This window comes from Mesorhizobium sp. WSM4976 (assembly GCF_029625685.1).
In the GTDB taxonomy this organism is placed as follows: Bacteria; Pseudomonadota; Alphaproteobacteria; order Rhizobiales; family Rhizobiaceae; genus Mesorhizobium.
Genome location: NZ_JARTVT010000045.1, coordinates 15,168 through 34,409 on the forward strand (window position 1 = coordinate 15,168; position 19,242 = coordinate 34,409).

The following is a 19,242-nucleotide window of genomic DNA, read 5'->3' on the forward strand; positions in this document are numbered from 1 at the left end:
ACCGGTCGCGCCGCGGCCATCAAGATGTCTTTGCAAGCGATGTTTCATTGGGCCGTGTATCCGCCATCGATGAGGAAGTCCGCTCCGGTAACTGCACGCGACACGTCCGCAGCAAGAAACAGGGCCGCAGCTGCAACCTCTTCCGGCCGTCCGAGGCGGCGCACCGGGTGCGCTTCAATGAGTTGATCCAAGCGTGCCTGGCCGTTGGGCAACGAGGTGAGCCACTGCTCAACCATAGGGGTCGCGATGTAGCCTGGCGAAATCTGGTTGCATCGCACACCGGGGGCCGTTTTGGCGAGGTAAAGCGCAGCCGATTTAGTCAGCATGCCGACCCCGCCTTTGCTCGCCGTGTAGGCGGCCGAAGCGCCGTCGCCGACCTTTCCTAAGACCGAGCCGAAATTGATAATGGAACCGTCGCCCTGCTTCCGCATGGGTGCAATCACATGCTTGCATCCCAGAAACGTCCCATCCAGATTAACGGCTAGGGTCCTCATTAGGGTTTCGGGGGAGCAGGATTCGATCGTATCGCCGGCCAATGAGACCCCCGCGGCATTGACGAGGATGTGGATCTTGCCGTGCCTCGTCAGGACGCGCTCGATTAGGCTGCGCCAATCGCCTTCGAGCGAAACATCCATCTGGCAGGCTGCGGGGTTGTCCAAAGTCGTGAGGTCGGTCGCGACTACAACCGCGCCTGCGCTTTCGAACCGGGCCGCGACGGCTGCTCCTATGCCCGACGCCGCCCCGGTCACAATTGCTATTCTTCCGGTCAGCTTCATGCTGTCGTTCCACCGTCGATGATGTATTCGGCCCCGGTAGAGAAACTGGCTTCAGAAGAGCACAGCCACGCGATCAGATTAGCCACTTCCTGCGGCGTAATCTTGCGCCCTATCGGCTGATTCTGCGCCCATTCCTGTTCAGACGCGACTTTCGCAGTCTGGAAGAAATTCGCCACCATCGGCGTGTCCACGACTCCGGGATGGACCGAATTGCAGCGGATCGGATCGCCTTGGCGAGCGCAATAAAGGGCAATCTCCTTGGTGAGTAGCCGCACCGCACCCTTGGCGGCATCATAGGCGGCAAGCTCCGCATCCGCCTTTATTCCGGAGACCGAGGACAGGTTTACAATTGCACCACCGCCCCCTTCGCGCATAAGTGGAATTGCAGCCTGGCAGCCAAAAAACGTGCCGTTTAGATTCACAGCCATAACTCGGCGCCATAAGTCCAGCGGCGTATTCTCAATAGTGCCTTCCGCCAAAAGGCCCGCAGAGTTGACCAAGGCGTCAAGCCGGCCATACCGGCCGCGGAGGTCCTCCATGACTATGCGCCACTGGTGCGGATCTGTTACATCAAGTTCCAGCGTTGTCCGACCTTGTCGGGCCTTGCCGGTGGGGGGCTGCCTGACGTCTGCGGCGATCACCACCGCGCCTTGGGCCGCGAAGTTGTCGCAGCAAGCGGCGCCGATGCCTGAACCGCCGCCAGTGATCAGCACAACTCTGCGGTCGAGCGTCATGACATCGCCTCGTTGAAATCCGCTGCGAACCGGATCTTCAGGGAGTGGCTATTCCAGACGATGATATGGGTCATCACATTCGCGAAGGTCTTGCTACGGCTGTTGCTCCAACGAGACCCGGATCCTGTTCCAATTCGAGCAGTCCGCCGCAGTCTGCCTCCTGCCCAACCGCCATGGCGGGTTTCGTTGACACTCGAGATGGTCGAAGCCGATCGGTTCACCGTTGCTAAAGTCCTGAGGCAGTTAACGACGTCTCGGCAAGTTTCGAGCAAGAAGGGGATCCACCCGTGCTCGGGATTCGGATTGGGAAATAGGGCATGAAGACGTCGGGAACGTCCGGAAGCGGGCTGCCGGCAATGCGCTTTTGATCCCGACATACGATCTCTAATCGAGTCCAGCCGACTTCCCGAGCCCCTCGCAGTGGTCAGCATCTTGGATGACGAGCAGCGATTGGGGTTGGCGGAATGCACCCCAATGCAATCCTAGCTCCGCGCCGATTACATCGCCTCTGCCTCCAATAGGATTGCCACGTCGTTAGGCAGCTCGAACAATAGGGGCGATTTGGTAGATCAGTCAATAACGACAAGATTGTATTTTCTACTCAACGGCTTATGAAGAATCTGGCCCGATCCGGATAGATGGCGGCGAGGAATGCGTTCGCAATGACTAGCGCTTCCGTGCTGTCAATGGCGCCAGGCTTGAGGCGCATGTTGAACCAGAGCCCTTCCACCAGTGAGTTGATGCCTAACGCGGCGACATGGGGGTCGAGAGCCGAGTCCGTTCCCTCGCTGAGGAGCTCGTCGCAGATCTTCCTAGCCCTGCCATACTCAGCTTTGCGGATCTCGGAGAACAGCTTCATGTAGGCTGGTCGCGTATGGCACTCCGACAGGAACGCATGCCACAACGCAATTTTCTTCTTGCTTGCAATGTTGCGCTGGAACCCAGCCTCGATCATTAGTCTCAGTCGTTCTGCCGCCGGGCGGTCCTCAAGCGCTACGGCCGCGTCGCGAACCGCTACATATTCGTCGGTGACGGCACGAAGCGCGGCGAGCAGAAGGCTCTCCTTGGTTTTGAACCGGAAGCTGATGTGACCGTAAGCTAAGCCCGCTTTCTTGGCTATGTCGGCGAGCGTGGTTCGCGACAATCCCTTGCTGCCGATGACATCGATTGCAGCCTCGATCAGCTGGCGCTGGCGATCTTCTCCGCTAACTCGGTATCGCATCGTTGGACTGTCTTCGCTTAACATCTTGAGCAATCTCGTCTTATTCGCCACAGTTGACTGTCCAAACAACTCCAAATAGCTTGTCGAGAGGAAGCGGCAATCTGAGGAACTCCCGGCGAGTTGGATATCCTGGATGGAATTTCCAGGCCAGCATCGAGGCAGAGCCTGAAAGCGGTTAACATCGTCAGAGTTGCAGATGAAGGCGGTGCAGACAATGCCGCGCAGTACGGAATTGCGGGCCCATGTGCGGCGCCCGGCCAGGTCGAGTAGCTGCTTGCCTTGCCCGCCAATTACGAGGAGCTCAAGAAAACGCCGAGATGGACTTCTTGCTGGGTGATCGCAGTCCCGGCGTGGACCCTGAGTGAACCTGAACGCACGAAGGCGACAAGGGAAACGTAGGCGGGGCCTGCGGGAATGTATTGAAGTTGTGCCCCAACCTTAGGAACTGCAGCGGGCCAAGCCTTCTGAAAGACACAACGGAGCATTGTTCGCATGAGACGGCGGGATTTCGAGTTCATCATTGTCGGCGGTGGTTCGGCTGGCTGCGTGCTGGCCAACCGGCTGAGCAGCGACCCGCACAACCGCGTGCTACTGCTCGAGGCTGGTCCCAAGGACGGTGGCCTCTTCATGACCATGCCGGCCGGATATTATCGTACCTATCTCGATCCTCGCACGAACTGGACTTATGCTAGCGAGCCCGAGCCCTGCATGAACGGTCGGCGCATTTCGGTACCGCGGGGCCGGGTGCTTGGAGGATCCTCGTCTATCAATTCTATGGTCTACCTGCGTGGGCACCCGCTCGACTACGATGGATGGGCCGGCAACGACATGCCGGACTGGGATTATGCCCATTGCCTTCCGTACTTTCGAAAGTCTGAGACCAGCGACCGCGGCGCCGATGTCTATCGCGGCGACAACGGTCCGTTGGGGGTCAGTCGGGGCATGCTGCCACTGGAGATCTTCGACAGTTTTCTCGGTGCGGCGGCACAGGCCGGTTTCCCGATTTCGAACGATCTAAACGGCGCTGGGCCCGAAGGATTTGCTCGGCTAGACAGCACGCGCAAGGGTGGCCGGCGATGCAGTGCCGCTGTCGCTTATCTCCGTCCAGCTCTCTCGCGTCCGAATCTCACCGTGGTCACCGGAGCGCTAGCCCATCGCGTTCTAATGGAAGGCACAAGAGCAGTTGGGGTTGCCTTCGAAACCCGCGGGCGAATGGTCGCGGCGAGGGCGCTTCGGGAGGTGATCCTTTCAGGCGGAGCGATAAACTCACCACAGCTCCTGATGCTCTCGGGTATCGGCCCCGGCGACGAGCTCTCCCGTCACGGCATCGCGATCAGACACGAACTGGATGGCGTTGGACGTAACTTGCAGGATCATCTCGATATTTCATTGAAATTCACTTGCCGGCGCCCGGTGTCGTTGGCATGGCTGGGGGATCCAGTACGCCGCTTTGCGGCGGGCGTTCAGTGGATCTTCACCAAACGCGGCATCGTGTCTTCGAACATTTTCGAGATTGGAGGGCTGATCCGCAGCAACGCGACTGCGCCTTGGCCGAACTTGCAGTTTCACCTCAGCCCCGTGTTGTTCGACTACGCAGGCAGCAAGGTCAGTCTCGCAGAAGGCTTCATGCTTCACTGCTCGCAGCTTCGGCAAGAGAGCCGTGGCCGCATAACGCTTGCCTCGGCTGATCCGCGCCAGAAGGCCCGGATCCAGTTTAATTTCCTGTCGACAGAGAAAGACCGACAGGAGATGCGCGAGGGGATCCGCCTCGCGCGTGACATCGTGCATCAGCAAGCCATGGCTGACATTCTGGGCGAGGAGGTCGCGCCCGGCGCCAAGTTGCGCTCCAACGCCGAGCTCGACACTTGGGTGCGCGAGACTGCTGAAACCGAGTTTCATCCAAGTTGCAGCTGCAAGATGGGCAACGACGACCAAGCGGTGGTCGACGGCGATCTTCGAGTACGCGGGCTGCAAGGACTAAGGGTGGTAGACGCGTCGATCATGCCCACGATCATCAGCGCCAACCTCAACGGCCCGACGATCATGATCGCAGAGAAGGCCGCCGACAAGATTCTCGGCCGTCCTCCGCTTGCTCCTGCCGCTTTGCCACGCATTGCGGCAGTCGCCTAACCACTTGTCGAATTTGAGCCTACTGACGGCATTTGCCTGCGGTCGGCTGCCTCCACCCTTGTCGCGACCGACACGATGCGGCGCATAAACCGTCACAATCTCTCGCGTTGGGTGCTTGAGGTAAGCAAAGGCTATCTCGTGCGCACAGCAGCACGAGCAGCTTTCCCTTGACTCAGCTCCCTGCAATATCCTAATTGGATGGTTATCTAGTTTCCTTTTTGATCATCCAGTGAGCAGCCACATGGCAGCAGTCACCTCGACAGTTAGGCAAGAGGCGGAGATCGGCAGACGTCATACGCCGGATTTCGGTGGCCGAACGTTGTTCCTCGAAGGGAGCCTGTTGGTGATCTTCACTTTATCCACTGCGTTTGCGGTTGCGGGCGCGATCCCGATATGGGCGGCCTTCTTCTGCAATCTGGTGGTGCTCTACTCGCTTTACACCGTGGTGCACGAAGCGGTGCACTCCAATATCAGCTCACGCCGCAAGAGCTTGCGCTGGATCGATCCGGTCGCCGGCGTTATCGCTTGCGCGCCGCTTTGGCTGAATTATCATCAGCACAAGCGACAGCATATGGCGCACCATTCGCATACCAACCATGATGAAGATCCCGACATTTATGCCCGCGGCAGCTTTCTCGGTTGGGTTTTCCTGCGCCTTCCGTATGCGCTGCTGAATTATTTCAACCCGGTCCAGCAGTACCGCCAATGCAAACGGTTCAATTGCACGCCACGCGAGGTTGTCTATACGGCCGCGAGCTTTTCAGTCTACGCGGCCATCTTGATAGCGTCCCTAGCAGCGGGTTTCTGGCGTGAAGTGTTGTTCCTGTGGTTTATCCCATGGTGGATAGGCCAAACGGTCATGCTGACCTTCTTCACCTGGACGCCGCATCACGATCATCACGAGATTGGCCGCTATAGGAACAGTCGGGTGTCAATTTTTCCCGGGGCCAACTTCCTGCTGCAAGGGCAGAACTATCACCTGATCCATCATATGATCCCGAGCATCCCCTACTATCGCTATCGCGCCAGCTTTGAGGAGATGCGCCCGATCCTCGAACGGAAAGGGGTTCGGATCGAGGGATTTTGGCCCCGGGCGAACGGAAGACGCAAGTGACCGGCTAAGCCTGCGCCGCCGGCCCGTTGCGGCATAAGCTGCTACATCGGCGTCGGCTAATTTCTCAAGTTTCTGCTACTTGATCGAACAGTGCAATTTGATGGCCATCCCATTTTCGACGGCAGGCGCCGTTCAACAGAAGGAGTGCTGGAATGACGCAGAAGCGGACCAACAGCGGCATGAGCCGTCGGACAGTCTTGAAGGCGGTCGCGGCAGGCGCGGCTTTTCTCGGCGCTCCCGCCATCATAGGGCGCGCTCCGGTGACCTCGGCCAAGGCGGCATTCGAGGGCGAGAGCCTGATCGCGGTTTCTTGGTCGGGCAATTATGAGCAGGTCTTCAGGGAAACGGTGATTGATCCCTTCAACGCGCACTACAACACCAAGGCCGAGACCGTTGGCGGCTGGGATCAGATTGTCAGCCAAATCAAAGCGGCTCCCGCCGACAACCCGCCCTTCGACGTCAGCGTGGGCGAGGAATACATTTCGTCAGCTGGTCTTGCCGAGGGCTTGTATGAGAAGACCGATGCAACCAAGATACCCAATTTGAAGGCGGTCTATCCTTGGTTCTATGAGACCCGACCGGACAGGGCCAAGGACTATGGCATCCCCTTTGGGGGCGGGACATGCATGTTGCTGGCGCGCAAGGCTCTGGGCATCGATCCGACTTCCTGGGCCCTTCTGTGGGACCAGCGCCTGGCCGGGAAAGTGACGGCCGATAGCGCCGCCTGGTGGTGGACCCTGTCGGTGCCGGCCGTAATGGACAAGACCTCGCCGGGGCTGGATGAAATGTATGCCATGACCACGGCAGAATCGCTCTTCGCCAAGCTTGATCAACTGAAGATTGCGAAATGGTTCAAAGATGGTGCCGAGCAGGCCAACATTTTGAACCAAGGCGATGCCGACGCAGCGATGAGCTACTCCTCGGATGCTTATACTTTTCTGACGCAAAGCCCCGACGAGTACGTCGTCAAGGTTCCGCTGGAGGGGACTTCTGCATGGACCGACTGGTACTTCAAAGTCCGCGGAACGCGGCATGCGGAGCTTGCCGATCTGTTCATGAACTACATGCTTGAGAAAGAAACCCAGGATCGGTTCCTTGCCAAGTCGCTAATATTCATGGCGCGCAAGGATGTGACCGTGCCGCCTCAGTGGAACAACTATCCCACTGCCAACGAAGATTTCCACCGCATGTTCCAACTCATCACAATGGATGGTTGGGACAAGATTAATGCTGACTACCAAGCCTATGATGACCGCATGAAGCAGACAATCTCGAGGACTACGGGCTAGTCACGAACTCCGGTTTCGTCCTTCGTCACGGCTGTGATGGTGTTCATGGTTTGAAGATGCGACATGATAAGCGAGAGCCGGTCATTGCGGTGAAGCCGCTGTCATGGAGCGGCCGGTCGGCACGGGCCTCAAGGACAGACCTACGAAAGGGAACCGAAGATGGCGGTGGATTCTGGATTGGCACTTGAAGTCGACCGCGTCCGGCGGTGCTACGGCGCCGTCGTGGCGGTCGACAATGTCTCACTGACGGTTCGCCGCGGCGAGTTTGTGACCCTTCTAGGTCCGTCGGGATCCGGCAAGACAACTACGCTTCGTTTGATCGGTGGATTTGAGGAGATTCAGTCCGGATCGATCCGTATCAATGGCGTGCGGATCGATCAACAACCTCCCTATAATCGCGACACGGCGACGATTTTCCAATCCGGAGCTCTGTTTCCACACAAGACGGTTGCGGAGAACGTGGCTTATGGCCTGCGCATGCGCAAAGTCCCCAAGCACGAGATCGATGAGCGGGTCGCGAAAGTGCTTGAGACCGTGCGGCTACAAGGCTTCGAGGACCGCTATCCCGACCAACTCTCGGGCGGACAGAAACAGAGGGTGGCGCTGGCGCGCTCCCTCGTGGTGCGACCAGCTGTGCTCCTATTCGACGAGCCGCTTTCGGCGCTTGATTTGTCGCTGCGCCTGCAACTGCGCGCGGAGATCAAGCGGCTCCATGACGAACTCGGTTTCAGCGCAATCTATGTCACGCATGACCAGAGTGAGGCAATGGCGATGTCAAGCCGCGTCGCAGTTATGAATTGCGGTCGCATCGAGCAGGTCGACAAGCCCGAGCGGGTATTTCACAATCCCGCCAACGAGTTCGTTTACAATTTCATCGGCGAAAGTTGCTGCATGCCCCTGCGCGTCACCTCGGGGTTCACTGCGGATAAGCAAGGCCGTGCGGTTGATATGCGCCTTAGCAAGGGCCTGGCAGATGGAGACTGGCGGGTTTACGTAAGGCCAAACCGCGTCAAGATTGGCGGTAGTGCCGCCAATTCGCCAAATACCCTGAAAGCGGAACTTCATTTCGTGGAGTTTCTCGGTGACGTTTTTCGCTATCACCTCAGGGCCGGCGCGCTGGAGATATTCGCGGATCACCCCGGTCGAATCGCAAAGAGTTTGGGCGATGAAGTCGAAATCGGCTGGGGAAGCGAAGACATGAAAGTGTTTCAATGACGCTTGCCCAAACCGACAGCACCATGAGCGAGGCGACGGACCAGCCCATCAGAGCCAGCCGCAAGCCGGTTGTACCGTGGTTCCTGATCGCGCCGGCACTGGTGATTGTGCTGGTGTTCTTTGGTTTACCTACACTCCAGATGGCACGGATGAGCTTCAATCTTCACGTCGATCAGCGTCTGTATGTGCCGGGCTTCACGTTCGAACACTACCGAACGCTGTTTACGAACCCGCTCTTTTCGAATGCGATCTGGACCACCGTGCAACTGGCGCTCGTCGCCTCATTCTTCAGTGTCGCAATCGGCTTCACCTTTGCGATCTTGGCCTGGCTGAAACCGGCCCGCTGGCGACTGCTTTTCGTAGGACTGGCGCTCTGCCCGCTCCTGATATCCGAGATCGCCATCATCTTCGGCTGGTGGATGTTTTTTCCGAAAAACGGGCTATTGAGCCAAGCGCTGTTTTCCGCGGGGCTGATCACGGACAAGATCAGCCTGATGTATACCGAATTCGCCGCATTCGTGGGCCTGGTCTATGTGACGCTGCCCTACGCGTTCTTCATTCTGTTGTCTGTCCTGGATGGAATAGACAAGCAGATACTGGAGTCGAGCGCAGATCTTGGCGCGTCGCCTCTTGTAACATTCCAGGAAGTGCTCTTCCCGCTGACAAGAACAGGTCTGCTCGTGGCGTTTTCGCAATCCTTCATTTGGGCGATGGGTACCTATGCTACGCCATCAGCGCTCGGACCCGACACCCTTTGGACCATGGGCTTCCTGATCCAGGAGCAGATGCTAGGCAAGCACAATTGGCCGCTTGCTTCGGCGTTCTCGATGTTGCTTGTCGTCGGCGTTGCAGCGACGATGCTGCTGACCCGGTCGCTGATGTCCACGCGGTCCGCTTTCCATGTCTGAGATCAGCGCAGAACGCCAAACGACTTTGCGACCACGCCTCGAGCCCAGGATGCTGCGCGTACTCAGCTGGGCATTCACCGGCTTTTTGGTGCTCTATGTCCTGATCCCCGTGCTCATCACGCTGGTGATGTCGTTCAACAACGCGGCAATGATCCGATTTCCAATAACTGATTGGTCCGCGCGCTGGTACGCCGATTTCTTTGGCAGCACTCAATGGATGGACGCGCTGATCAACAGCATCGTCATCGCGCTCGGGACAACGGCTATTTCCACCACGACCGGCATTCTTGCCGCCTGGGCCTTCGAACGCTACCAGATTCCGTTTCGCACGTTTTGGTACATGTTGATCATGATGCCTCTGTTCATGCCCGGCGTCGTACTCGGCTTGGGGGTCGCGATCGCTTTCGGAGGAGTCCAGCTGGGATCCTACAGCTTCTACGGGTCACGAGAATTGGTCATGATCGCCCACTCCCTCTGGGCCATGCCGCTTGTCTTCATGCTGATGGAAGCCACCTTCCGCACTGTTGACTATCGCGTTGTCGAAGCCTCTTATGACCTAGGCGGAAGACCTATCGGCTCTTTTTTCGAGATCGTAGTGCCGATGGTTTCCACCGGAATCATCTCATCAGCCCTGTTCGCCTTCGTAATCTCTCTGAATGAATTCGTGATGGCGCTGTTTCTGACAGACCGCGACACCCAGACGTTGCCTGTGCTGATGTGGCTGAGTCTGCGCTCTGCGGGGACACCTCGGCTCGCCGTCGCGTCCGTGATTCTCGCTCTGACCGTCTTCGTCTGCATGAGCGTTATAATGCTCTGGTACGCGCGCCAGCTTCGAAAGGTAGCCCGTTGAAGATCAAGGCCGTTGTCGCAACCGCAAAAGGCGGTCCCGAAGTCCTGCAGATGCGGGATATCGATTTGCAATGGCCGCGCCGTCCTGATGACGTCTTGGTGGAACTGCGGGCTGCGGCGCTCAATCCAGCGGATGTTTTTTTTCGCCAGCTTGGCGGTTATGTCTGCGGGGACAATCCGCTGGTACTCGGCCATGACGGGATGGGAACCGTGAAGGCCATTGGCGACCAGGTGAGCTCGGTCCGGATTGGCGACAGAGTATGCTTCTGCAATGGTGGCATCGGAAACGAGTTCGGCACCTACGCGGAGGCGGCAGTGGTGCCACAATGGCAACTGGCATGCGTGCCGGATTCGGTGGACGACATCACCGCCGCCGCCCTGCCGCTGGTCGGCATCACCTGTTGGGAAGCGCTATACGATCGTGCCCAGGTCAGGGCTGGCGAGTTCGTGCTCATCCATGGTGGGGCTGGCGGAACCGGGCATATCGCCATTCAATTGTCCGCCTTGCGCGGGGGAAGGGTCGCCACCACCGTGAGCACGGCCCGAAAGGCCGCGCTGGTCAGTGAACTCGGCGCCGAGCTTGCTATCCGCTATCGCGAGCAGGACTTCGTCGAGGCGGCGCTTGGCTGGTCGCGAGGCGTCAATGTCGCCTTCGACAATGCCGGCGCGCAGGTGATGCAAAGAACTTTTCGAGCCATGACCGAATATGGCCGGGTGGTGACGCTGATGGGAACGCCGGGCGACGATGCCGATTCGACTGCCTATAACTTGAACCTCAGCATCATGAACGTAATGATGCTGACCCCGATGTGGAAGGGCCTGCAAAGCAGACTTAGGGAGCAGGTGGCCATCGTGCGAGAAGTGCTGGGCCTGGTAGCGCAAGGCCGTCTGAGAATCCAGCACGCGGCAACCTTCCCGCTGGCCCAGGCGGGCGATGCGCACGCCTTTCTGGAGACAGGGCAGGCTATCGGGAAGGTTACATTGCAGATCGCTTAATGCTATGTCGACGCCGGAGACCGCCTTAGCATGCACATCAGCAAGACCAGCATCGAACAAATCCGCCGCCGAGAGCTAATCGACGCCGCCTATCTTACCTTTCTGGAGCACGGCCTGAAGGGCATGACGATGGCTCGCATTGGCGAGCGAGCCGGTATGTCACACGGCATCGTCAACTACTATTTCACCAGAAAGGACGCGCTGGTCAGCGCCGTGGTACGGAAGGCCACCTTCCTCATTTCGCAGGATACGGCACGGCGGCTCCGCCAGGCGAAATCCCCCCGCGGACGGGTCAGCGCGATCATCGCCAGCAACTTCGCGAGCGACCTATTTACTCTCGATACGGCCCGCGCCTGGGTCAGCTACTACGCGGCCATCGGCCAGCATCCCGAGTTTGAACGACTTCAGAATGCTGTCGACCGACGCCTTGAGAGCAATCTCAGACACGCACTTCGCCAACTTACGAGTGATAGGCGAGCAGCCGAAATCGCTGAAGGAATTGCACTTTACATCGATGGTCTCTGGCTCCGCCGGGGGCGCACCAAAGACGGTGCCTCGAGTTCTACAGCAATCGCCAAGCTGGAAGCGTTTGTCGATGATCAGTTGGCAAGCGGGCACCGCAAGGGCACCGTCGCTGGCCTGCCGGGATGACGGCGGGGCCTCACGCGCCGTCCTGTAGTGCCTGTATGTTCAGCATATTGAAGTGATGAATGAAGTGTTCGCTCCAGGCTTCCGCCTGGCTGGGATCGACCATCAGGCGGCCGCGTGTGTATCCGAGCGAGTGCACGCCGCGCTGAACGCTTTCCACCAGCCCCACGTCTTCAGGACCAAGGCGATTGTTGAACCAGTCGACGGCAGCTTCGGTCCCGCGATCCATTTTTTCGTCAAGGCCGAAATAGAGTAGCGGCTCGACGGTCGTCTCTGGGCCGGTAGGATTGACGAGAAACACTAACATCATATTGGCACCGGGTAGCAGGACGAAAGCTACGTTCGGCCACAGGAACACGATTTGGAAGCCCATACTGCGGCCGCTGAACTTGCGCCCTTCATGTAGTTCATAGGGCAGTTTCTCGGCTTTGCCCCCCTTGCCGAGGAACTCGATCACCTTGCCTTCGATCGTCGAGGCATAGGTGTCTTGGTCGATGATGTCCGAGAGCTGCCCATGCGCCGGCCCTGAAAAGAAACTGTGGTAGTTTTCCAAGAAGTTCTCGACCACCACTTTCCAGTTGGCACGAATCTCGAATTCCTGCCGCTTGACGTATTTCAGCTCTGGCGCTTCCGGGCACATCTCCAGCAACTTCTGGCCGAAATGAGGGATGGCCTTGCTGAGCGGTACGGCGCTGCTGTCAAGATTTACGAACACGAAGCCGCCTATCACCTCGACCGCTATCGGCGAGAGCTTGATGGACTCTTTCGAGAAGCCAGTCACGCATTCGGCCTTCGGTGCGCCACGCAGATTGCCTTCGATGTCGTAGACCCAGGAATGGTAGGGGCAGCGCATCACATTGCGAACGTTGCCGGTGCCCTGTAGCAGTTGGTGTGCGCGGTGCTGGCAGACGTTGAAGAAACCGAGGATCCGGCCGTCCTTGCTGCGGATCACATAAACTGACTGCCCTGCGATATCGCCGACAATGTAGTCGCCGGCATTGGGAATTTGCGACTGGTGGCAGAAATAGAGCCAGTTTCGGCCAAAGACGTGGCGGATCTCCGCCCGATAGATGCTCTCATCGAAATAGAACGTGCCGTCCGGCGTGCAGCTGTTGGTCGGATCATCGGTAAAGCCTTCGCCAGCGATCTTGCGGATCTGGTTCAGCATGTCACTTTTCCTCCTCGCCGGCATAGCGACCGTGCGCTTCCAAGAACTCGATCTGGTTACCTTCGGGATCCGCGAAATAGAAGTAGCGCGTCTGGTGGACGCCGTTGGCGGCATGGCGAGTGATCTGGCCGGCCCCGATTCCGATACACTGCAACCGCTCCCATTCGCCTTCGAGATGGCTGACGGTGAAGGCAATGTGACTACGGCCAGGCTCCGGCCGCTCGGCATAAGGCCAGTCGTCAGGTGCTATCAGCTCGATCTCGAAGGGTGAACCGCGGCCGCGCAAGTAGACCAAGGTTGCGCCGTCATAGCGGTGGCGGTCGACCTCCACGAAGCGCAGCGCTTTTTCGTAAAAGGCTACGGCGCGATCGAGATCCCGCACCTGGATCATAAAGTGCGCGGCGTTCATGCCGGCACCGTCTGCGCGCCTAGCCATTCGTCGACGCTCGCGACCCGCATGGCGCCTGCCAGATATAGATCGATCAGCTCGACAAGCCGTTCGCTGCCGAATGAGCCGAAGTGGCCGGCATGCACGGTTTCCACCGGCAGATCGCGCAGCCGGTGGAGCGACTCGCGAAAGGCTTCCGGGTCGGAGTGCCAAGCATTGTCGATCAGCTGCCCGTCGTAGATCGCGTCGCCACTAAACAGCGTTTTCGTCGCCTTATCGTAGAGTGCGATCGAGCCTGGCGAATGTCCCGGAAGGTGCAACACCTGGAACGCGCGGTCGCCGAGGTCCAGCACATCGCCTTCGTCGAGATGACCGGTAAGCGGCGCCGGCGTCAACCGGTAGCTGCCGAGCAGATAGCCATCATGAGGAAGCGCGCTCAGCAGTTCGGCGCCGATCCAAGCCCGCGCGCAGCTGTTGTCCAGGTCAGGCACGGCATAGGCTGGGGCTTCCGAGGCGTGGCCCAGCCGCACTTCGAACTCGTGGGCGCAGCCCATATGATCGAAATGGCAATGCGTACAAACGGCGTGCACGGCTTGGCCCCGCAGTGCCGCAAGTTCCTGCTTGATCGGTCTCAATCCCATGCCGGTGTCGACCAGCAGGTCGCGGTCGCGGCCGTGGATTAGCCACATATTGCAGCGCATCCAAGGCGCGACATGGCGTTCCAGGATACGGCTCAAGCCCTGACCGATCTGCGAAATTTCGTACCATTCGGCAGCGACAGGCGGGGGAGAAACTTTCGCCATAGCCTATCTCAGGTGAAAGCCGGGATATCCGGTCTTGGCGATGTCGTCACAGGTCTGGCTGTAAACTTGGAATCCGTCGACATAGGGCATGAAGACCCGCGCCTTGCCGGGCACGTTAGCGCCGAGATACCAGGAGTTTGCCTTGACATAGAGAGTTTTGCCGGCGCTTTCGGTCACCTGCCGCGCCCATTGTTCCTGTGCCTCCGGGTCGGCCTCCACCGCAGTGAGCGCATTCTCCTCGGCGTGCTCGATCAGTTGTGCGATCCATTCCACATGCTGCTCGCAGGCCAGGATCATATTGGCAAGCACGGAGGGGCTGCCGGGCCCGGTGATGACGAACATGTTCGGGAACTCGGTGACCGCAACACCCAGATAAGCCTGTGGTCCGTCGCGCCAGCGCTCCCTGAGCAGCACACCGTGGCGGCCGCGGATGTCGATTCTGGTCAAGGCGCCGGTCATCGCGTCGAAACCGGTCGCCAGCACGAGAACTTCGAAATGGTGCTCGGCCTGGCCGGTGCGCAGGCCAGTTTCGGTGATCTCGATGATCGGGTCGGCCTTGATATCGACCAGGCTGACATTGTCGCGGTTGTAGGTCTCATAATACTGCGTATCGACGCACAGGCGCTTGGCTCCAAAGGGGTGGTCCTTCGGGCAGAGGATCTCCGCCGCCTGTGGATCCTTGACGATCGCGCGGATCTTGTTTCGCACGAACTCGGCCGCGAGCTCGTTGGCCTGTTCCGAAACCATCGCGTCGGCGAAGGCGTACTGGTAATTGAAGCCGCCTTCCTGCCACCGCCTCTCGAACTGCTCCTCGCGCTCTTCCGGCGAAAGCTCGAGGATCGACACGTAATATTCATCGGCATAGTCACCGGCATAAGAACCGCGCGATTTCTGCCGCAGCGCGCGGTAGTTCAGCTTGATCTCGGATTCCCGCTTTTGTGGGATCGGGCCGTTCCAGGCGGGGATCGAGTAGTTGGCGGTGCGCTGGAAGACCGTGAGGTGTTTCGCGTCCCGAGCGATCAGCGGAATCGACTGAATGCCGGAGGAGCCGGTGCCGACGATGCCGACCGTTTGGTCGGTGAAGTCGTAGCCCTCGCGTGGCCAGTCGGCGGTGTGCAACACGCGTCCGCGGAAATTACCCAGACCCGGCAAGTCCGGCACTTTGGGCACTGACAAGCAGCCCGTTGCCATCACGAGATATCGCGCGCGAAACGTCTCACCGGTACCCGTGTTGATTGTCCAGCGCTTCTCCAAATCATCATATTCGGCCGCAGTCACCGCCGTATCAAACACGATGTCGCGCCTGAGATCGAACCGGTCGGCGACATGATTAGCGTAACACAGGATCTCGGGTTGAGTGGCGTAGCGGTGCGGCCAGACCCATTCCTGCTGCAGTTCCTCCGAGAAGGAGTAGGAGTAGCTCATGCTCTCCACGTCGCAGCGCGCGCCTGGATAACGGTTCCAGAACCAAGTGCCGCCGACCCCGCTGCCGCGCTCGATCACGGTCGTAGCGAGGCCTAGTCGGCGCAAACTGTGAAGCATGTACATGCCGGCGAAACCGGCACCCACCACGATAACGTCGCGATCTTGCATGGTGGTTCGTTGTCTCCTCGGCCTCGATTTGATCACTATACAGTTATTTGGATGATTGTCCAATTTTTTGTCTGTCGGCGGGAATGCAAGTACGCCGCCGCGGCCGGTTGATTCGCACTGAGAGCTGCCCCCGATAGCAGAATCTTCGCCGAGGCAATGAGCGCCCGGCTGATCGCCAGATCAGCTGCTCTCCACCGGAGAGGTTGCATGCATCGCCATTGTGCGTTGGCTCTGGATCGGAAGCCGCGAAGCCCGAATTGCTGCCTGGTACCGGCAGCCCGTCCCGTGGCCTCCCATTTTGCTGATCGGCCGTGAAATCCCACCGCCAAGGGTCAATCAGAAAGGAAGGTGGGCGTTCTCTTTGACATTCTTCATCACGAAAAAGGTGCGTGTCTGCCTGACACCCGGAAGCGCGATCAATTTCTCGCCATGCAGCTTATTGAAATCCGCCATGTCTCGAACGCGAATCTTGATCAGATAGTCGAAGTCACCCGCCACGAGGTTACAATCGAGAATGGATTTCAACCCCAAAGCGGCTTCCTCGAACGCAGCAAAGCTTTCGGGCGTCGAGCGGTCGAGCACCACGCCGACCATCACAAGCGCACCCAGGCCAACAGCAGCAGGTGCAATCTCGGCTCGCACTCCGGTTATGAAACCCTCATCAAATAGCCTTTGCGTGCGCCGGTGGCAGGTGGCAGGGCTCACATTCACACGTCCTGCGAGTTCCGCATTCGTCAGTCGGCCGTCGGCTTGAAGGATGCGCAATATCTTGACGTCGATGCGGTCTAAAGTGCCCGTGAAAGAATCTTCCATTTCTTGCTCAAATATTTCCTTACCTCGCCGACTTTTTATATCTTATGCCTCATTTTTGCAAATATTCGATCAAAATTCGAGACCACCTTCCACGGCAAAGGCCCTATGCTCGAACAGTCAATCGAGGGTTATCCATGTCGCTTGTTGAGAAATTCGAACGCTATCCTCTAACATTCGGCGCGACGCCGATCGAGCATCTGCCACGCCTGACAGCTGCGCTCGGCGGAAAGGTGCAGATCTACGCAAAGCGGGACGACTGCAATTCCGGCCTCGCCATTGGCGGCAACAAGCTGCGCAAGCTCGAATACATCGTGCCGGACGCGATCGCATCGGGCGCCGACACGCTGGTGTCGATTGGCGGCGTCCAGTCCAACCACACAAGGATGGTGGCGCGACCGCCGCCAAGATCGGCATGAAATGCGTCGTGATACAGGAGAAGTGGGTGCCGCATTACGACGCCGTCTACGATCGTGTCGGCAACATCCTGATGACGCGCCTGATGGGCGCCGACAGCCGGCTGGTCGATGACGGCTTCGACATCGGCATCCGCAAGAGCTGGGAGGCGGCGATCCAGTCGGTGAAGGACGCCGGCGGCAAGCCCTATCCGATCCCGGCCGGCGCCTCGGTGCATAAATATGGCGCGCTTGGCTATGTCGGCTTCGCCGAGGAGGTGGCGAAACAGGAAGCCGAGCTCGGCTTCAAGTTCGACTATGTCATCGTCTGCGTCGTGACCGGTTCCACGCAAGCCGGCATGATCGTCGGTTTTGCCGTGCAGGACAGGGCCGACCGCGTGATCGGCATCGACGCCTCCGGCACGCTCGTCCAAACCCGTGCCCAAGTGCGCGGCATCGTCGACAACACCTCGGAACTGGTCGGCCTGGGTCGAAAGGTGCGTGAGGACGAAATCGTCATCAATCCCGACTATGCCTATCCGGCCTATGGCGTGCCGTCAGAGGAAACCAACGAGGCGATTCGGCTGGCAGCCCGCACGGAGGCCATGATCACTGACCCGGTCTACGAGGGCAAATCGATGCAGGGCATGATCGACCTGACCCGAAAGGGCTTTTTCCCCGAAGGTTCCAGGGTTCTCTACGCGCATCTGGGCGGCGCGCCGGCAATCAACGGTTACAGCTATTACTATAAGGAAGGCTGAACGAAGGTAGTGTCTCAGTTTGAAATTTGAGTGGCTATCAGCCGGCACCGCTCGCCCGTCGCGCCAGCCTGCAAACTCCTATATGCTTTGCCATATGAGTGAGCAAACCGACGAATCGGATGACATTGTCACCGCGCTTCTTCGCCAAGCGGCAGAGGCGCGCATTGAGGCAGCTTCGGCTATGGTCGAAGCACTGACCGCCGGCGACCCAGTTATCTGGGAACCGACTCCCGAGAAGATTGCGAAGTGGCAAGCCGAACTGGAAGAAGCTCAAGCCGAATTGGCGGATTTGATCAATGCCGACCGGACCTAAAGGCCAGAAACGCCCCGCCGATGTGATCGGCAACGCCGTCCGCGTCATGCGCATTGCCACAGGCGAGGAAACCGATGACGCGCCGGACGACGGCAAGAGCGCCGCCGCCAAAGAGCTTGGTTCGAAGGGCGGTAAGAAGCGCGCCGAGAACATGACACCGGAGCGGCGCGCAGAGATCGCTAAGAAGGCCGCTGAGAAGCGATGGTCTACTTCTCGCCGGGAGGACTAGGCAGGCGGTATACGCCCGTATTGAACGGCAATTGCATCGTGTCGTTGAAGCGCGGGTAATACTCGTCGAGCTTGATCTTAAAATCGTCCCAAGTCGTGCTCATACGCATAAGCAGGATCACGCCTTCCAAAAGCCGCTTCATCTCTGGTCGACCGTTTTCCGGCGTAAGGTAGCGGTTCAACTGTTGCGTTGGCGTTCCCTTGGCATTCCTTCTGACCCGCTCGTGAAGTGCTTGCCGCACTCCTGGCGCGAGCCGGTCGTAGATATCGTTTGTCCACTTGCCGATGACGCTCGGCTTGGCGGTCGTCTCTGGATTGAACTCCCAACCGTTCAACCGGAAAAGGTGCCGGCAGAAGTCGAGTTCGAAAATGCGCACCCATTGCTGCGCATCCTTCTCAACGTACTTGTCGATGATCTTGTCGATTGCGCGTGTTTAGTCCCGGCATTTGCTGGAGCGGATTGAGCCAGAAGCGTTCGGGCTGGGAGGCCCATGCCTTGCAGATGGACTCGTAGGGCGTGAGGCCTTTGAGGGTCTTGAGCCTGCGGCCGTAGTTGTAGGCGGCGACGAAGTCGGCGAGATGCTGGCGGAGCTGGTCGTGGCTCTCGTAGTAGAAGCGCTTGACCGTGGCGTCCTTGATGGTCCGGTTCATCCTCTCGACCTGACCGTTGGTCCATGGGTGCTTGGCCTTGGTCGTGCGGTGCTCAATGTCGGTGGTGGCGCAGGCATATTCGAAGGCATGCGCCCAGAAACGTTCGCCGTTGGCGATGGCTTCCTTGATCAGCGGCACGGCCGAGCCTCCGGCGCCGGGTGTGGTGAACTGGATGCCGTAGCACCTGCGGAATGAAGGAGCGGCGGCGGCCGAGACAGCGGTGCGCGCAGCTTTTCGCTGCAGGCGCGCAC

At 58.9% G+C, this 19,242-nt stretch carries 20 protein-coding genes and 1 pseudogene; 11 read left to right on the forward strand and 10 right to left on the reverse strand.

What is annotated here, in order from left to right:
* Positions 1–44: 44 nt before the first annotated feature.
* The 3 genes from P9272_RS33505 to P9272_RS33515 all read right to left on the reverse strand — a co-directional run bounded on the left by P9272_RS33505 (position 45) and on the right by P9272_RS33515 (position 2,783).
* Entirely contained in the window at positions 45–776 is a 732-nt protein-coding gene (locus P9272_RS33505) for an SDR family oxidoreductase (RefSeq protein WP_278164356.1), read from the reverse strand.
* The gene (locus P9272_RS33510) at positions 773–1,510 is read right to left on the reverse strand and encodes an SDR family oxidoreductase (RefSeq protein ID WP_278164358.1); all 738 of its coding nucleotides are present in this window, start codon (positions 1,508–1,510) and stop codon (positions 773–775) included. Before P9272_RS33510 ends, P9272_RS33505 begins: the two co-directional genes overlap by 4 nt.
* 601 nt (positions 1,511–2,111) lie before the next feature.
* Positions 2,112–2,783: a TetR family transcriptional regulator C-terminal domain-containing protein gene (locus tag P9272_RS33515; RefSeq protein ID WP_278164361.1), complete on the reverse strand. Its 672-nt coding sequence runs from the start codon at positions 2,781–2,783 to the stop codon at positions 2,112–2,114.
* Positions 2,784–3,224: 441 nt separating this feature from the next.
* Between P9272_RS33515 and P9272_RS33520 the strand changes: the two genes are divergently transcribed.
* The 8 genes from P9272_RS33520 to betI all read left to right on the forward strand — a co-directional run bounded on the left by P9272_RS33520 (position 3,225) and on the right by betI (position 11,884).
* Complete coding sequence (locus P9272_RS33520) at positions 3,225–4,862, forward strand: choline dehydrogenase (protein ID WP_278164363.1); 1,638 nt, start codon at positions 3,225–3,227, stop codon at positions 4,860–4,862.
* A 241-nt stretch (positions 4,863–5,103) separates the two neighbouring features.
* The gene (locus P9272_RS33525) at positions 5,104–5,976 is read left to right on the forward strand and encodes a fatty acid desaturase (RefSeq protein WP_278164365.1); all 873 of its coding nucleotides are present in this window, start codon (positions 5,104–5,106) and stop codon (positions 5,974–5,976) included.
* 152 nt (positions 5,977–6,128) lie between these two features.
* Positions 6,129–7,265 (forward strand): extracellular solute-binding protein, encoded by a 1,137-nt coding sequence (locus P9272_RS33530; RefSeq protein WP_278164367.1) that lies wholly within the window; start codon positions 6,129–6,131, stop codon positions 7,263–7,265.
* 159 nt (positions 7,266–7,424) lie between these two features.
* Positions 7,425–8,480 carry an ABC transporter ATP-binding protein gene (locus P9272_RS33535; protein WP_278164369.1) on the forward strand — a complete coding sequence of 352 codons (1,056 nt, stop codon included), beginning with the start codon at positions 7,425–7,427 and terminating at the stop codon, positions 8,478–8,480.
* Complete coding sequence (locus tag P9272_RS33540; RefSeq protein WP_278164371.1) at positions 8,477–9,388, forward strand: ABC transporter permease; 912 nt, start codon at positions 8,477–8,479, stop codon at positions 9,386–9,388. Before P9272_RS33535 ends, P9272_RS33540 begins: the two co-directional genes overlap by 4 nt.
* Positions 9,389–9,437: 49 nt before the next feature.
* Positions 9,438–10,238: an ABC transporter permease gene (locus P9272_RS33545; RefSeq protein ID WP_278164373.1), complete on the forward strand. Its 801-nt coding sequence runs from the start codon at positions 9,438–9,440 to the stop codon at positions 10,236–10,238.
* Complete coding sequence (locus tag P9272_RS33550; protein WP_278164375.1) at positions 10,235–11,233, forward strand: zinc-binding dehydrogenase; 999 nt, start codon at positions 10,235–10,237, stop codon at positions 11,231–11,233. Before P9272_RS33545 ends, P9272_RS33550 begins: the two co-directional genes overlap by 4 nt.
* A gap of 30 nt (positions 11,234–11,263) precedes the next feature.
* Complete coding sequence (betI, locus tag P9272_RS33555; protein ID WP_278164377.1) at positions 11,264–11,884, forward strand: transcriptional regulator BetI; 621 nt, start codon at positions 11,264–11,266, stop codon at positions 11,882–11,884.
* A 10-nt stretch (positions 11,885–11,894) separates the two neighbouring features.
* On the opposite strand, the gene P9272_RS33560 is transcribed toward betI, so the two are convergent.
* The 5 genes from P9272_RS33560 to P9272_RS33580 all read right to left on the reverse strand — a co-directional run bounded on the left by P9272_RS33560 (position 11,895) and on the right by P9272_RS33580 (position 16,646).
* Positions 11,895–13,049 (reverse strand): aromatic ring-hydroxylating dioxygenase subunit alpha, encoded by a 1,155-nt coding sequence (locus tag P9272_RS33560; protein WP_278164378.1) that lies wholly within the window; start codon positions 13,047–13,049, stop codon positions 11,895–11,897.
* A 1-nt stretch (position 13,050) separates the two neighbouring features.
* Positions 13,051–13,458, reverse strand: a complete 408-nt coding sequence (locus P9272_RS33565; RefSeq protein WP_278164380.1) for a VOC family protein — start codon at positions 13,456–13,458, stop codon at positions 13,051–13,053.
* Complete coding sequence (locus P9272_RS33570; protein WP_278164382.1) at positions 13,455–14,240, reverse strand: MBL fold metallo-hydrolase; 786 nt, start codon at positions 14,238–14,240, stop codon at positions 13,455–13,457. Before P9272_RS33570 ends, P9272_RS33565 begins: the two co-directional genes overlap by 4 nt.
* Positions 14,241–14,243: 3 nt before the next feature.
* Positions 14,244–15,833 (reverse strand): NAD(P)/FAD-dependent oxidoreductase, encoded by a 1,590-nt coding sequence (locus P9272_RS33575; RefSeq protein WP_278164384.1) that lies wholly within the window; start codon positions 15,831–15,833, stop codon positions 14,244–14,246.
* 336 nt (positions 15,834–16,169) lie between these two features.
* Positions 16,170–16,646: an Lrp/AsnC ligand binding domain-containing protein gene (locus P9272_RS33580; protein WP_278164386.1), complete on the reverse strand. Its 477-nt coding sequence runs from the start codon at positions 16,644–16,646 to the stop codon at positions 16,170–16,172.
* Between the two features lie 134 nt (positions 16,647–16,780).
* On the opposite strand from P9272_RS33580, the pseudogene P9272_RS33585 reads away from it, so the two are divergent.
* The 3 genes and pseudogenes from P9272_RS33585 (at position 16,781) to P9272_RS33595 (ending at position 18,341) form a co-directional block, all read left to right on the forward strand.
* Positions 16,781–17,799: pseudogene (locus P9272_RS33585) on the forward strand (1-aminocyclopropane-1-carboxylate deaminase).
* A 94-nt stretch (positions 17,800–17,893) separates the two neighbouring features.
* Positions 17,894–18,112 carry a hypothetical protein gene (locus P9272_RS33590; RefSeq protein WP_278164388.1) on the forward strand — a complete coding sequence of 73 codons (219 nt, stop codon included), beginning with the start codon at positions 17,894–17,896 and terminating at the stop codon, positions 18,110–18,112.
* Positions 18,096–18,341: an RNA-binding protein gene (locus tag P9272_RS33595; RefSeq protein WP_278164390.1), complete on the forward strand. Its 246-nt coding sequence runs from the start codon at positions 18,096–18,098 to the stop codon at positions 18,339–18,341. Before P9272_RS33590 ends, P9272_RS33595 begins: the two co-directional genes overlap by 17 nt.
* On the opposite strand, the gene P9272_RS33600 is transcribed toward P9272_RS33595, so the two are convergent.
* Together P9272_RS33600 and P9272_RS33605 are read right to left on the reverse strand one after the other, a co-directional pair.
* The gene (locus tag P9272_RS33600; RefSeq protein ID WP_278164392.1) at positions 18,319–18,717 is read right to left on the reverse strand and encodes a P63C domain-containing protein; all 399 of its coding nucleotides are present in this window, start codon (positions 18,715–18,717) and stop codon (positions 18,319–18,321) included. The two genes, P9272_RS33595 and P9272_RS33600, sit on opposite strands and share 23 nt — an antisense overlap.
* Positions 18,718–18,736: 19 nt before the next feature.
* The coding region (locus tag P9272_RS33605; protein ID WP_278164394.1) for an integrase core domain-containing protein at positions 18,737–19,242 on the reverse strand (506 nt) is incomplete at its 5' end.